The organism is Paenibacillus sp. NPDC058898 (genome assembly GCF_049316025.1).
Lineage (GTDB): Bacteria > Bacillota > Bacilli > Paenibacillales > Paenibacillaceae > Paenibacillus_AQ.
On sequence record NZ_JBMOSM010000001.1, the window covers coordinates 315,749 to 328,711 of the forward strand.

Below are 12,963 nucleotides of genomic sequence, written 5' to 3' on the forward strand. Positions count from 1 at the left end.
AGTTTTTGGTTTCTGTCGGTGATTCTTATCATGAGTATGCTAAGCGGGTGTGGCAATGGTTCGGGAGAGCAGCAGGGGAGTCAGCTCAAGCTGAAAATCGCGGACATATCTACCAATACCGTGTTTCGCGTGGCGAAAGACAAGGGTTTCTTCGACAAACACGGAATTGATGCCCAATTGGTAAACTTCGCTACGCCAGCTGAAGGCGTGAACTCCTTATTCATTAAACAGGCAGACGTTGCATTCGGAGCGGACTTTCCGCTCCTGAACGCTGTCAGTAAAGGCGATTACTCTATCTTCGCTTCATCTGGAACGGCAACGGATTTAAGCGCGAGCGAATGGAAGCTGTTCGTTCGTAAAGAGATCGGGGGTGCTGCCGATCTCAAGGGTAAAAAGTTAAGTTTCTCAAGAGGCACGTTCATCCCCTATCTATGGGATGTTTATTTGGCTGATAACGGAGTTGCGTTGTCGGATGTGGAGTTGATCGGACAGGGAGGTTTCGACGAGGCATATGTGGCGCTCAAAAAAGGCGACATCGACGCCGCCTGGGTATATGGGGCAGTGCTGAACGAGAAATTCGGCGCCCTTACCGAAGCCAAAGAATTGTCGGATATGTCTAAGACACCGGTAAGGCTTGGAACGGGATTAATCGCTTCGAATGAATTGATCAACAGCAACAAGAAAGGTTTCGTAGCGCTTCTGAAAGCGCTGGATGAAGCATCAGCTTATGCCCAGTCGCATCCGGAAGAAACCGCGGACCTGATGTATGAAGAAGTCAAGCAGCCGAGAGAAGCGACCCTAAAGGATCTGCCGAAGAATCCATGGAATATTGGTTTTACGGAGAAAGCCTATGAAGGACTGCAGGGACAGAAGGAATATATGGTGGATACCGGCATCATCGAGAAGGATTTCGAACTGAACGAGAAATTGAATCTGGAATTGGTGAGAGAAGCATTCCCGGATCGAGTCATTGAAACAAAGTGAGGAGATGAAGACGATGAGAGCAGCGTCAAGGCAGAATGAAATCCATATTGAACAGTTGAACAAAAGCTACATACAGCAACCCTCGGCAGGTGACTTGCACTATATTATCCAGGACGTCAATCTGGTGGTAAAAGGCGGCGAGTTCTTTGTTCTTCTGGGTCCGAGCGGTTGCGGTAAGTCGACGCTGCTTAGTCTGATTGCCGGTTTTGTATCCAAGACATCGGGCCAGGTGAGAGTGGGCGAGAAGGAGGTAGAGCGCCCGGGCCAGGATCGCGCCGTGGTATTCCAGCAAGCGGATTCCTCCTTGTTCCCATGGCTGACAGTAAGAGAAAATGTGGAATTTGGACTTCGCATGAAACGTATACCTGCCGCGAAGCGAAAGGACATATCTAACCAGTTTATTTCGCTAGTAGGTCTTGCGGGGCATGAGAGCAAATATCCACGCGAACTGTCAGGCGGTATGAAACAGCGGGTACAGCTGGCAAGGGTATTGTCCAATGATCCGGCGATTCTGCTCATGGATGAACCGTTCGGCGCATTGGATGCGATGACAAGGCGGACCATGCAGAGGGAACTGGTACGCATATGGCAGGACACCGACAAAACCGTCATCTTCGTGACGCACGATATTCAGGAAGCCCTCCTATTGGGAGGACGTATCGGCATCATGTCAGCGGGACCCTCCTCGAAAATAACGGATACCTACGAGGTGCCCCTGGCTTACCCGAGAGATTTATTAGATCCAGCTTTCCATGCGCTGTATAACCAAATTCAATCGCACTTTGACGAGTAGAGAGGAAGGAAGACCCATGAGCAAAAAACTTAACAAATGGTCGCTTCATATCCTGCTTTGGATCGCTGCCCTTGGCGTCTGGCAGTTGCTTTCCCTTGCGTATGGGCCTGAAATTCTACCGGGCCCTATCTATACCGCCAAGGGCGGATACGAATTGTTGACGGACGGCACCCTGATTCAGTATATCGGGATTAGTTCGTACCGGGTGCTTCTCGGCTGGTCCCTCGGTAGTCTGATTGCGATTCCCATCGGACTCATCATCGGAAAGGTCGGGCCAATCCGCGCTTTCGCCGAGCCTTTCCTTAATTTCATCCGGTTCATCCCGCCGATTGCCTTCATCACCTTGTTTCTGGTCTGGTTTGGCATCGGGGAAACATCGAAAGTTATGCTTATTCTGTATGCCACCTTCTTCATTGTAGTATTAAATACGTTGACGGGCGTCTTAGCCGTGGAAGAGGATAAGATTCGCTCCGCCCGCAGCATGGGGGCATCCGAATGGCAGATTGTGCAACATGTCATCATTCCTGCGACGGTCCCTTATATGTTCACCGGCATCCGGCTTGCCATGGGTACCTCGTTCATGGCGATTATCGGGGCAGAGATGATCGCGTCCAATGAAGGCGTGGGATATCTGATCTGGAATTCACGTTTGTTCTTCCGTACAGATTGGATTTTTGTCGGATTGATTTGTCTGGGTTTGATGGGGTTTATAACGGATCGTGCCGTGGGTCTGCTCGGGCGTAAGTTGTTGTCTCGTTACGGGGTAGTCAGTACAAATTCACTGCGTCGTTGAACGTGGTGCAATATATGAAGCAGCAGTTCCCTCTTATGGAGGGGGCTGCTGCTTTTTCAAATCTCCTGGTTATTTGGAATAATGGATCACCATGCTTAACCGGTTCATGGAGGTGCCGGAATTATGGTAAACATGAGGTTTATCGGCCTTAAACCGAATGGATTTACCTGGAGTCACCGTATATTCCTCGTTATTGACACGAATGGTAAGCTCTCCTTCGAAAACAGTAATAAACTCTTCCGTCCCCTCAATGTGAGCCTCTGCACTTAAATAACCGCCATGCTCCATTTCTAATGAATACATCTCGAAGCGTCGTCCGTCCTCATATGGAAAATATGGATAAATCCGAACTTTTCCGTTATCCTCTACCAGCGCTTGTACCTCTTCTTGAGATACCACGACCGTTTCGGAATGAGGCTCATTGATCAATGATGTAAAAGAAAGCTTTAATCCGTTCGCGATTTTCCATACGGTTGTTATGGAGGGGCTCGATTCTCCGCGTTCGATCTGACCCAGCATCGTCTTGCTGATTCCGGTCATCTCCGCGACTTTATCCAGGCTTAGCTTCCTTTGCTCCCTTAGCAGCTTCAAGTTATTCGCCAATATTAAATGAATGGGCTTCAACATCATACACCGCCTTTTTTATAGGTTGTGCGTTATAGCATACATAATGTATAATCATAACGTACGGACGCTATAACGCACAATTATAACTACTATAACATATGTGAAAGGAGGGAGCGCGTGTTCATCATTCCGCTGTTGACTTATGCCATTGTCGCGTCATTTACGCCCGGCCCCAACAATATCATTTCGATGACGAATGCACGGAGCCACGGATTTAAAAGAACAATACGCTTTATCGGAGGGGTAGCGGCTGGATGCTTGGTCATTATGTTGTTGTCCAGCTATTTCAATCTGGTATTATATCCATTCATCCCGAAGATTAGGTTTGTTATGAATATCATCGGATGCCTGTACCTGATCTATCTTGCTATTAAAATCATGCAGAGCAAGCCGCAAGATGCAGATGATAAGGCGCGTGGATTCAATACCTTTTACTTCGGATTCATCTTTCAGTTCATGAATCCGAAGGTTATTTTATACGGGATTACGGCCATATCGACTTTCGTCATGCCCATCTCCACATCCCATGCGCAGTTGTTATCATACTCGTTCTTGCTCACGATCGTCGGCATTTGTGCCAACATGACCTGGGCGTTGTTCGGTTCGCTGTTCCAGCATCTGTTAACCCGATATGAGCGCCCGTTTAATATATCGATGGGATTGCTTCTGCTTTACAGCGCATTTTCTATTTATGCCGCCAACTGATACGCTCGCTTCATCGTGTGTTATCGACGCTTTAACTAAAAAAACAAGGCTTCCCGGATTACTCATTCGGAAAGCCTTGCCTTGTTTTATTCGAAAATGTTGGAGATTTGCTCTTTCAGTTTGTTAGCGGATGCATGGAACTGGTTTAGTTCCTCGTCATTTAACTCAAGATTCAGAATTTCCCGAACCCCTGTCCGATCAACCACACATGGTACACCTAAGTATACATCGGATACACCGTGGTAGTCCGTGAGCAGCGTGGATACATTGAGAACGGAACCTTCGTTTTGCAAAATGGAGACGATGATCCGATCGAGCGCCAAGGCGATCGCATAGGAAGTGGAGCCCTTGGCGTTAATGATTTCATAAGCCGCATTCTTGGTGCGGTCGAAAATATCCTCTTTTTCCCCGTCTGTCAGATCGATCCCGATCCCCGCGATGTTGGCAATGCTCCAGAGCGGCAGCTCCGAATCACCGTGTTCCCCGACGATATGGGCGTGTATGCTGCGCGGATTAATGCCTTTGTTTTGTCCGATCAAATACCGGAAACGGGCGCTATCCAGCAAGGTACCGGAACCGATTACGCGATTGACCGGGAAGCCGCTCTTCTTCAACGTGACGTAAGACAGAATGTCAACCGGATTTGTAGCCACAAGAATGATGCCATGATCATTGTATTTCACGATATTTTGGATAATATCGTCAAATATCGCCGTATTGCGCTTCAATAAATCAATTCGCGTCTCGCCAGGTCTTTGGTTGGAACCTGCGGCAATGACAATGATGTCTGCATCCTTGCAATCGCTGTAATCTCCAGCCCAAAGCTTCACGCCTCCGGCAAAGGGGAGACCATGATTCATATCCAAGGCTTCGCCAAGAGCTTTGTCATGGTTCGCATCGATTAATACCAGTTCAGATACTCTCTCCCGCAAGAATAAGGTGTACGCAGTCGTTGCTCCTACAGCTCCTGTACCGATGATCACCACGCGGGACGGGCGCTGAGCTTCATTTTTTGTCATAAGTGTTTCTCTCCCTTGTACTGAGTTAATGAAATTTGGTGAATGGTTGTACTTCTAATGACTTACCCCATTTGGCTGGCGAACTGTGACTGCCTAAGGCATCGTCGATAGTAATGATAACATATTCAGGAAGATTTAAGCAGCGGGAATGTGATTTATTTCATCCTGCATGTTCATTATGTAACTTTGAACAATGTCAGAAACCACACTCTTTCATCACTCAGTGAATCAAGGGGAGGGGATCACGCTTTCGCCAAAGGTGGTCGTCAGTGCTTATCGGCAATCCTCTCACGTATAAACGAAGTGAATCGTTGCTTTATTTCCTGAATCATGACCTTCTGATATTCATTACCGTCATGGTAGAGCTCGCCGATCTTCTTGTACGTTTGGTCCAGTTGTTCTTGATAGGCTGAGGCTTGTTTATCGGGATAGTTCCTTTTGAACTCGTCCATGACGTTCTGGATGTATGCCGGTCGAGCGCCCCAAGTTCCGAATACCTCTCCGGTGCTTGCATGGAGAAAAACTGCAATCGGCTGGGCGCGTCCGCCATCCGTGAGAAACAGATCCATAGTCTCCATATAATGATCTTCCATGATGAGCACTTCAGACGGGATACGGCTATATTCCAATATTCTAAACCAGTACAGGAACATTCCATATGACATCCGGACACCAATCCGTACAGTGAATCAGGCAGTGCAGTTGGTTGAATGGGTTTCGCTCAGAAGTGAAGAATTGTTCACTCTCTTTATTCTCCCACTGGAAGCGATCATATACCTGTCTAAATAATTCCTTCGTATTAGGGATGCTGCTCAATTTCATTTCCCGAATCTTCATATTCTCCATAAATTGTAGAGGCGTTAAACCCTGGCCGATTTTGTGTTGGAGATGGATGGGATGAGTCATAGGATCATACGTCCTTTCATAACGTAATAGATTCATATTGATATACATCCAAGCTAGCATTAACTTAAAACAAAACTGACCACATAAAAATGGTCAGTTTTTATCTGTTTAAGAAAGTCAGATGTTAATGAATGTTGTATGATCGATTGAAGAGCTTCGTGACGGGGGACGAGCAACTTGGACTGGATTTAATGCTTATGGAGAATGAGCGAGTATAGAAGACGTCGAATGCTACTCCTTAATTCGGTTCTTGAGGTGTCTCTTGCGGCATAGAACACACTAAACCAATCTGTCACTTGAATACCCAGAAACACAGGTGGTAAGATGGTACATAAAATTCGGGTTGTGAAGCCTCATTCGCCTCATAACCCTAGCTGTAAGGAGATTTAATCATGGCAACCATCGATGATTTCACCAAACTGGATATTCGGATCGGGACGATCGTGGAAGCAGAGCCTTTCCCGGAAGCACGCGTTCCGGCCATCAAAATGAAGATTGATTTCGGCCCGCTCGGGATCAAACGCACAAGTGCCCAGATTACGAATCGATATGATGCGGACACCATCATAGGTAATCAAGTGGTAGCTATCGTCAATTTTCCGCCTAGACGCATAGCGGGCTATCAATCCGAAGTGCTCGTCCTCGGCGGGGTACCGGAACTGGGAGACGTCGTGCTTCTGAAGCCGGATGTCGATCTGCCGAATGGAACTCCCATCGTTTAAACCTATTTCATCTGTCGGTCCGGTCGCTTGCGGCTTGGTCCGACTAGATGAACCTCACCTCGCTGCGCCTTTTCAACAACTCCGCGGCTTCTTCTGCAATTTTCTGAACACCGATTTCGATTAGTTCCTCCTTCACCTGAGATACGCTCAGTCGTATCATGTATTCGTTCTTAAACTCAGGCAAGAACATGTTGCTGGCATCCTGAACATAAACGTTCTCATTCTCCAGATGGTTAACCAACTGATATGCTTTCAATGGCTCCGGCAGCCGGATCGTGGAATAAAATCCGGATGGCGAACCCGTAAAGGATAAGAAGGGCGGCAGATGAGTTTGGTAAGCCTGCTGGAGCAAAGCCCCTTTTTTACTATAGTTCTGCCTCATCTTCTGAATATGTGCACGGAACATCCCGTTCTTCAGATAAATTTCGAGTGCGCCTTGCATGAGCACGGGACTATGTATGTCCGCAGCGTGCTTCGCTCGCTGGAATATTTCACTCATCTCTTCGGGGATCACGACCAGGCCCAGCCTTAGTCCGGGGAGCATGACTTTGGAAAAGCTCTTCGTGTAGATCACCCTACCGGACGGATCGTAGGCAAACATCGGATCATGTTTAGAATCCGGATCCAAATCTCCCATATAGTCATCCTCAATGATATAGACATCATACTTCTGCGCCAGCTCAACAATCCGCTTCTTCTCCTCATTGGAATAGCTGTAGCCTGTAGGGTTATGGAACCTGGAGACCGTATAGAAAAACTTGATATCCCGAGTTTTAAAAATGTCCTCCAGCCGCCCAAGGTCAATTCCGTCCTTCGTAACCTCAATCCCGTATGTCACGGCTTGATGAATCTTGAGGGAGTCCATCATGCTAAAATGCGTGGGCTGTTCCACGCAGATATGGTTCTTTCCGTTAGGAAAAGGGAGGGAGACGAGCAGATGGAGCGCTTGCTGCGAACCAGACACCACATAGATCCTCTCAGGAACCGTGAAGACCTGTAAGTCGAGTAAATGCCGTGCTAACTCAACACGGAGCGACTGCAAACCCGCAATCTGGGAATAGGTGAACAACTCTTCTTTATATATTTCAATCGCTTGGTTCATGCAATGCTGAAAGTCTCGGTAGGGCATGATCGTTTTGTCAGGTCCCGCAGATCGGAAATCGATCACTTGATCCATGGAATTCGAGCGGTTTATGTTTACTCTGCCCTCAACGATATAGTAACCACTCTTGGGTACAGCATAGATGATATGTCTCTTTTCCAATTCAGCATAGGCCCGTATGGCTGTGTTTTTGCTGCATGAATAGGATTCTGTCAAAGCGCGGATGGATGGCAGCTTGCTGCCGGGTTTCAATAGTCCACCCTGTATTTGACGTTCAATTGACTTTATAATGTCGGTGTATTTCATATCTCGTAATTCCTCCAATCGTTCTGTACGGGTACAGAGCCGGAAAACATGCATTCTCACAACAATACACTATAAGTATACTGTACAATACAGCATGCTTTGGTTAGAGATTGTTGTTAATTGAGAAGGCAGGGATCAGAATGGACTCTTTTTTACGTTATGAATATGTATTGACACTTATGGGGATGGGATTGTTTCAACTGTGGGCATATCGCGCGAAGAAATCGACAAGGGTGAAATTGCTCCCTCCGATCATTGCCATCATTTTATGTTTATTATTGATGGTGAGCAACACTGCCATCATCTGGGTTATCCTCCTTATTCCGATTATGGAGGTCTCTCTGTGGGGCTTGCTTGCTGTTGCATTAATAGAAACCGGGATAACGTTTCATCGGAAACAGCATGCCAAGTTGTTGATGTTGATTGGGATGGATTGTGTCCTGATCATGATCATTTTTATCGTTTGGAGAACGATGTAATGACGATTAATTATGGGATCTGAGGAGTGGAAGCGATGTATTTTAAATGGATAGGGGTCTTCTTGTGCCTGAGTTTAGTGCTAATACATACGGGTTGTGATCGCAACAAGGAATCGGATCCAGAAGAGATTGCGAAACAGTATGTGGAATGGTGGGAAGAAGACAGCTATGAATCGATGTATGATCTGCTGTCACAGGAGTCCAGACAGGAGATGACAAAGGAAGAATTTGCAACACGATTACAGACCATCTATGAAGGGATTGGAGCAGAAGACCTCACCATAAAGCCTGACTTTACGCCTAAGGAAGGAAGCGAAACAACGGATGAGCGAGTGTTCTATCCCTACCAAATCCAATTGGAAACATCGGCAGGTCGGGTGCAGGCAGAAGGTTCGTTTGAGCTTTTAAAAGAGGACAATCAAACCAGGGCTAAGAACCTGTCTTGGCGAATAGTATGGCATCCTTCCTTGATTTTGCCGGCCATGGATGCTTTGGATAAAGTGAATGTGCAGACGTTACCATCCAGCAGGGGCGAGATCTTGGATCGTAATGGTCACGGTTTGGCCATAAATGGCACGATTGAGGTCATCGGTATTATTCCAGGGAAGCTGGGTGACGATGGAGAACAGACCTTGGATATGTTGGCTGAACGGTTGGGAATTTCGACCGAGATTATAAAGCAAAAGCTGGACGCGGCGTGGGTGAAAGACGATCTGTTCGTACCCATCTTGAACCTGAATGCGCAGCAGGGCAGAATGGATTATAGTGATTTGGAAGGCGTTATAAAAAAGAATGAGCGTGCTCGAGTCTACCCTTACGGTGCGGCGGCAGCACATCTAACAGGTTATATTCGCCAAGTGACAAAGGAGGAATTGACCAATGCACCTGAGGCACATTATGGACCGAATGAACTTATCGGTAAATCAGGATCCGAGCAAGTATATAATGAGGTTCTGCGCGGGCGGGATGGTAAGCGGATATCGATCGTGGATTCCTCGGGTCAGGTCAAAGAAATCTTAGCCGAGAAGAAAGCGGTAAATGGTCAGGATATCCATTTAACCATTGATGCTGAACTTCAACAATCCATATATGCTTCATTTCGTGAGGATGCAGGTACCGCAGCGGCCATTAACCCCAAGACCGGAGAAATTTTGGCGTTGGTCAACAGCCCGTCCTATGATCCCAATGCTTTCATTGTTGGATTATCGTCAGAGCAGTGGGATGAATGGAATCACAATCCGGATAAGCCGCTAATGAATCGTTTTACTAAGCTGTATGCCCCGGGCTCGGTATTTAAACCGATCACGGCTGCGGTTGGTCTGAAGCTTGGGGTCACTACACCTGGAAAGGTCAGGGAGATCCACGGCCTGCGTTGGTCTAAAGACCCGAGCTGGGGAAATTATTACGTGACTCGCGTGAAGGAAGTTCCCGTCCTGAACCTGAGAGATGCTCTTGTGTATTCAGATAACATCTATCTGGCGCAGGAAGCATTGGAGATCGGTGCGGATGCTTTTTTGAAGGAAGCTGTAAAGTTCGGCTTCGAAGAGGCATTGCCGCTTCAATTCCCTTTTCCGAAAGCAAGCTTGGCTAATAAGGGGATAAAAAACGAAATTCAGCTCGCCGATTCCGGATATGGTCAAGGGGAAGTGCTCATGAGTCCTTTACATTTGGCACTGGCTTATACTCCCTTCACTAATGGCGGGAAGCTAATTCAGCCTGTGCTGGATTCATCAGAGCAAGAGAAAGGGCCTAAGGAAACAAGAGAGGTGTTGGATTCGCACACTGCCCAGATCATCAAGAGTATGCTCGTCGATGTGGTTCAGGATCCAAAAGGTAGCGGACATAGTGCTGATATTTCGGGTATTGAAATTGCAGGCAAGACGGGAACCGCCGAACTCAAAATCAGTAAAGCCGAAAAAGGACAGGAGAACGGATGGTTCGTTGCGTTTGACACGACAGAGTCCAAGCTCCTGCTTGCGATGATGGTAGAGCATGTTGAAGGACGGGGAGGCAGCGGGTATGTCGTGAACAAAGTCGCGCCGATCTTGCGAAAATATTACGAAAAAAAATAGCTTGATAATAAGCTAACGAAAAGCTCTTGTTAAGCGAACTGGACGGTTGTAATATGGAATAAAAAATAGTCGGAGATGATCTTATGAGCAAGATTCAATTTGCAGTCCAAGTTCGATTGGTATCAGATCTTACCCGTTCCAAACAGTTCTATGAAGAAGTGCTGGGTTGCGAGGTGAATGACGTTTGGGCGGTCAGGGATGATTTTGCGCTCGGATTCAAGCTGATCCAGGCGAAATCGAGTACAGATGTCACACCCAATCCAACAGGCAAGGACCAAGAGACACCATGGGATACATACGCATACGTGGATACTCACCACGAATTGGATGAATTGTATGAGGAACTGACCTCCAGAGGTGCAGAAGTGGTACAGGAGCCTGTATTAATGGAAGCAGCCTGGGGTGTGTGGAAGGATTTTGCGATTCAAGATCCGGACGGCTATGTGATTGCATTTGGCTCCGGGAAGAGAGACTAGGTGATGGAATGAGGAAAATTGACATGAAGCAGGTCCTTATTAGCAGCGACCCTTCCTTGTTGGATTTGGACGTCATTGTACATTTCTTGCGGCAAAGCTATTGGGCTAACGAGCGCTCCGACGAGAAAATCAAGAAATCGCTAGAAGGTTCTACATGCTTTGGAGCATATTTCGGCAACCAACAGATCGGCTTTGCTCGCGTGGTGACGGATGGCGCAACCGTCTATTGGTTGTGTGATGTGTTTGTGGAAGAGGCATATCGGGGGCAGGGTGTGGGGAAGAAATTACTCGAAACGATTACGACCCACGAGGATTACCGAAATTTGTTCGGTATATTGTCTACGCGGGATGCCCATGGTCTGTACGAACAATATGGTTTTGTCCGCGATCATGGCAAAACGTTGACTCGAATGCCGGACTTTCGTAGGGAAGACTAGTTTAATTTATTCGTATTCAGTGTTTACCGAGGCAAAGGGATCGGTAAAATTCTATCAATCCTTCGGATATGAGGACGGTATCATTAAGGGTTTTACAAAAGTTCGTCCTGTTAAGAAGGGGGATTCATCTATGATTATATGGGTTAACGGTGCATTCGGTTCGGGCAAGACCCAGGCTGCGCATGAGCTTCAGCGAAGAATCCCGAACTCGTACGTGTACGATCCGGAGAATGCAGGTTATTTCATTCGCGATAATGTGCCGAAGGATGCCAAACGCGATGACTTTCAACATTATCCGATGTGGAGGGAGTTTAATTACTCCATGTTTAAGTATTTGGACCAGGAATCCGATCAATTGATCATAACTCCGATGACGATAACGAACGCGGAATATTTCGATGAAATCGTTGGTAATTTGAGACGTGATGGCGTGGTCGTACAGCATTTTACATTGTGCGCTTCCAAGGAAGTACTCCTTAGACGACTGCGCAGCAGAGGGGAAGGTTCGAATTCATGGGCCGCACAACAAATTGACCGGTGTGTCAGCGGATTCTCGAATGATGTGTTCCAGCAACATATCGACACAGATCATTTATCGATCGACCAGGTTGTAGAGACGATTGGTGCTTTGGCAAATGTGAAGTTATTGCCTGATCATCGCAGCTCAGCCAAGAAGAAACTCGATCGAATCAAAACCAAATTTGCGCATATCCGATTTTTTGGATAACGAGTGGATGGACAGGAGATGGACGGTATGAACACACCCATGGAAACAAATCCAATCTTATTGTCCTTTCCAGACAGATTTGAGACGGAACGGCTTATTATCCGTGCACCGGAGTGGGGTGACGGAGAGCGTATCAATGAAGCCATACTTGAAAGTGTAGAGGAGCTTAAACCCTGGCTTCCGTTTGCAAGAAACATTCCCGCTGTGTCTGAATCTGAGGCTTATGTGCGTAAGGCTCGTCTGCAGTTTATGGAGCGTAGCGATCTAGTCATGCATCTTCTGGACAAAGACTCGCTACAATTGGTTGGCAGCAGCGGATTACATCGAATGAATTGGGAGGCCAGAACCTTCGAAATCGGTTATTGGCTCAGAAGCTCCCGAACCGGGCAAGGTCTCATGAAGGAAGCAGTTGATGGAATCACGGACTTTGCTATTCAGCATCTGGGCGCTAATCGAATCGAGATACGCTGCGATACTTTGAATGAACGAAGCATTAAGGTTGCGGAACGCTGCGGGTTTACATTAGAAGGTACGCTGAGAAACGTGATGCCAAGGGATCGTGGCGGATTTTCACATTTGAAGGTATATTCAAAAGTGCGTGGTGTAGAGTTTTAGCGATACCCGGAATATAACAAAAAAAGACGATTTCTCTAATGGAGAAGTCGTCTTTTTGTATTATTAAGTTCACTCAAAATCAAATCACTAAAATATTTTATATATAACTAAATATTTTGCCTCGACGAAAAATAAACTCTGTATGTACGGAAAATTCAATAAAATCAAGAGGGGATGGACTGATCCAAACAGAATGAGAT

The 12,963-nt window shown here is 46.8% G+C and carries 16 protein-coding genes; 11 read left to right on the top strand and 5 right to left on the bottom strand.

From position 1 onward, the window contains the following. The first annotated feature begins 30 nt into the window (after positions 1 to 30). From ACOZB4_RS01280 to ACOZB4_RS01290, 3 genes are read left to right on the top strand one after another with little or no spacing between them, the layout of a single operon-like run. The gene (locus ACOZB4_RS01280; RefSeq protein WP_379405628.1) at positions 31 to 984 is read left to right on the top strand and encodes an ABC transporter substrate-binding protein; all 954 of its coding nucleotides are present in this window, start codon (positions 31 to 33) and stop codon (positions 982 to 984) included. 13 nt (positions 985 to 997) lie between these two features. Next, positions 998 to 1,777: an ABC transporter ATP-binding protein gene (locus ACOZB4_RS01285; RefSeq protein ID WP_379405255.1), complete on the top strand. Its 780-nt coding sequence runs from the start codon at positions 998 to 1,000 to the stop codon at positions 1,775 to 1,777. Between the two features lie 16 nt (positions 1,778 to 1,793). Next, positions 1,794 to 2,570, top strand: coding sequence for an ABC transporter permease (locus ACOZB4_RS01290; RefSeq protein ID WP_083659704.1), 777 nt, complete (start codon positions 1,794 to 1,796; stop codon positions 2,568 to 2,570). Between the two features lie 69 nt (positions 2,571 to 2,639). On the opposite strand, the gene ACOZB4_RS01295 is transcribed toward ACOZB4_RS01290, so the two are convergent. Further along, a complete protein-coding gene (locus ACOZB4_RS01295) occupies positions 2,640 to 3,194 on the bottom strand; it encodes a helix-turn-helix domain-containing protein (RefSeq protein ID WP_379405630.1) in 555 nt (184 codons plus the stop codon). A 120-nt stretch (positions 3,195 to 3,314) separates the two neighbouring features. On the opposite strand from ACOZB4_RS01295, the gene ACOZB4_RS01300 reads away from it, so the two are divergent. Beyond that, positions 3,315 to 3,902 (top strand): LysE family transporter, encoded by a 588-nt coding sequence (locus tag ACOZB4_RS01300; RefSeq protein ID WP_379405258.1) that lies wholly within the window; start codon positions 3,315 to 3,317, stop codon positions 3,900 to 3,902. A gap of 86 nt (positions 3,903 to 3,988) precedes the next feature. Here the strand turns inward: ACOZB4_RS01300 and ACOZB4_RS01305 are convergent, their stop codons facing one another. The 3 genes from ACOZB4_RS01305 to ACOZB4_RS01315 form a co-directional block, all read right to left on the bottom strand. Beyond that, positions 3,989 to 4,921 (bottom strand): L-lactate dehydrogenase, encoded by a 933-nt coding sequence (locus tag ACOZB4_RS01305; RefSeq protein WP_076323417.1) that lies wholly within the window; start codon positions 4,919 to 4,921, stop codon positions 3,989 to 3,991. 266 nt (positions 4,922 to 5,187) lie between these two features. Continuing rightward, a complete protein-coding gene (locus ACOZB4_RS01310; RefSeq protein ID WP_379405260.1) occupies positions 5,188 to 5,550 on the bottom strand; it encodes a thioredoxin family protein in 363 nt (120 codons plus the stop codon). Between the two features lie 4 nt (positions 5,551 to 5,554). Then, a complete protein-coding gene (locus tag ACOZB4_RS01315) occupies positions 5,555 to 5,827 on the bottom strand; it encodes a thioredoxin family protein (protein WP_379405262.1) in 273 nt (90 codons plus the stop codon). A gap of 392 nt (positions 5,828 to 6,219) precedes the next feature. Between ACOZB4_RS01315 and csaA the strand changes: the two genes are divergently transcribed. Continuing rightward, positions 6,220 to 6,549: a chaperone CsaA gene (gene csaA, locus ACOZB4_RS01320; protein WP_379405264.1), complete on the top strand. Its 330-nt coding sequence runs from the start codon at positions 6,220 to 6,222 to the stop codon at positions 6,547 to 6,549. 43 nt (positions 6,550 to 6,592) lie between these two features. On the opposite strand, the gene ACOZB4_RS01325 is transcribed toward csaA, so the two are convergent. Further along, positions 6,593 to 7,957: a PLP-dependent aminotransferase family protein gene (locus ACOZB4_RS01325; protein WP_379405266.1), complete on the bottom strand. Its 1,365-nt coding sequence runs from the start codon at positions 7,955 to 7,957 to the stop codon at positions 6,593 to 6,595. A 140-nt stretch (positions 7,958 to 8,097) separates the two neighbouring features. Between ACOZB4_RS01325 and ACOZB4_RS01330 the strand changes: the two genes are divergently transcribed. From ACOZB4_RS01330 to ACOZB4_RS01355, 6 genes are all read left to right on the top strand, one after another. Further along, entirely contained in the window at positions 8,098 to 8,436 is a 339-nt protein-coding gene (locus ACOZB4_RS01330; protein WP_379405268.1) for a hypothetical protein, read from the top strand. Positions 8,437 to 8,471: 35 nt separating this feature from the next. Next, a complete protein-coding gene (locus tag ACOZB4_RS01335) occupies positions 8,472 to 10,508 on the top strand; it encodes a penicillin-binding transpeptidase domain-containing protein (RefSeq protein WP_379405270.1) in 2,037 nt (678 codons plus the stop codon). Between the two features lie 83 nt (positions 10,509 to 10,591). Further along, complete coding sequence (locus tag ACOZB4_RS01340; RefSeq protein ID WP_339273225.1) at positions 10,592 to 10,984, top strand: VOC family protein; 393 nt, start codon at positions 10,592 to 10,594, stop codon at positions 10,982 to 10,984. Positions 10,985 to 11,007: 23 nt separating this feature from the next. Beyond that, positions 11,008 to 11,421, top strand: a complete 414-nt coding sequence (locus ACOZB4_RS01345; RefSeq protein ID WP_379405272.1) for a GNAT family N-acetyltransferase — start codon at positions 11,008 to 11,010, stop codon at positions 11,419 to 11,421. A 130-nt stretch (positions 11,422 to 11,551) separates the two neighbouring features. After that, positions 11,552 to 12,148: an AAA family ATPase gene (locus tag ACOZB4_RS01350; RefSeq protein WP_379405274.1), complete on the top strand. Its 597-nt coding sequence runs from the start codon at positions 11,552 to 11,554 to the stop codon at positions 12,146 to 12,148. Positions 12,149 to 12,175: 27 nt separating this feature from the next. Continuing rightward, on the top strand, positions 12,176 to 12,763 hold the full coding sequence (locus tag ACOZB4_RS01355) for a GNAT family N-acetyltransferase (protein WP_379405276.1): 588 nt from the start codon (positions 12,176 to 12,178) through the stop codon (positions 12,761 to 12,763). Positions 12,764 to 12,963 lie beyond the last annotated feature (200 nt).

Excerpts from the sequence above, each read along its gene's own strand:
- ACOZB4_RS01280 (WP_379405628.1), top strand. The coding sequence starts at position 31 with ATGAGTATGCTAAGCGGGTGTGGCAATGGTTCGGGAGAGCAGCAGGGG.
- ACOZB4_RS01285 (WP_379405255.1), top strand. The coding sequence starts at position 998 with ATGAGAGCAGCGTCAAGGCAGAATGAAATCCATATTGAACAGTTGAAC.
- ACOZB4_RS01290 (WP_083659704.1), top strand. The coding sequence starts at position 1,794 with ATGAGCAAAAAACTTAACAAATGGTCGCTTCATATCCTGCTTTGGATC.
- ACOZB4_RS01305 (WP_076323417.1), bottom strand. The coding sequence starts at position 4,921 with ATGACAAAAAATGAAGCTCAGCGCCCGTCCCGCGTGGTGATCATCGGT.
- ACOZB4_RS01315 (WP_379405262.1), bottom strand. The coding sequence starts at position 5,827 with ATGACTCATCCCATCCATCTCCAACACAAAATCGGCCAGGGTTTAACG.
- csaA (WP_379405264.1), top strand. The coding sequence starts at position 6,220 with ATGGCAACCATCGATGATTTCACCAAACTGGATATTCGGATCGGGACG.
- ACOZB4_RS01325 (WP_379405266.1), bottom strand. The coding sequence starts at position 7,957 with ATGAAATACACCGACATTATAAAGTCAATTGAACGTCAAATACAGGGT.
- ACOZB4_RS01330 (WP_379405268.1), top strand. The coding sequence starts at position 8,098 with ATGGACTCTTTTTTACGTTATGAATATGTATTGACACTTATGGGGATG.
- ACOZB4_RS01335 (WP_379405270.1), top strand. The coding sequence starts at position 8,472 with ATGTATTTTAAATGGATAGGGGTCTTCTTGTGCCTGAGTTTAGTGCTA.
- ACOZB4_RS01340 (WP_339273225.1), top strand. The coding sequence starts at position 10,592 with ATGAGCAAGATTCAATTTGCAGTCCAAGTTCGATTGGTATCAGATCTT.
- ACOZB4_RS01345 (WP_379405272.1), top strand. The coding sequence starts at position 11,008 with ATGAAGCAGGTCCTTATTAGCAGCGACCCTTCCTTGTTGGATTTGGAC.
- ACOZB4_RS01350 (WP_379405274.1), top strand. The coding sequence starts at position 11,552 with ATGATTATATGGGTTAACGGTGCATTCGGTTCGGGCAAGACCCAGGCT.
- ACOZB4_RS01355 (WP_379405276.1), top strand. The coding sequence starts at position 12,176 with ATGAACACACCCATGGAAACAAATCCAATCTTATTGTCCTTTCCAGAC.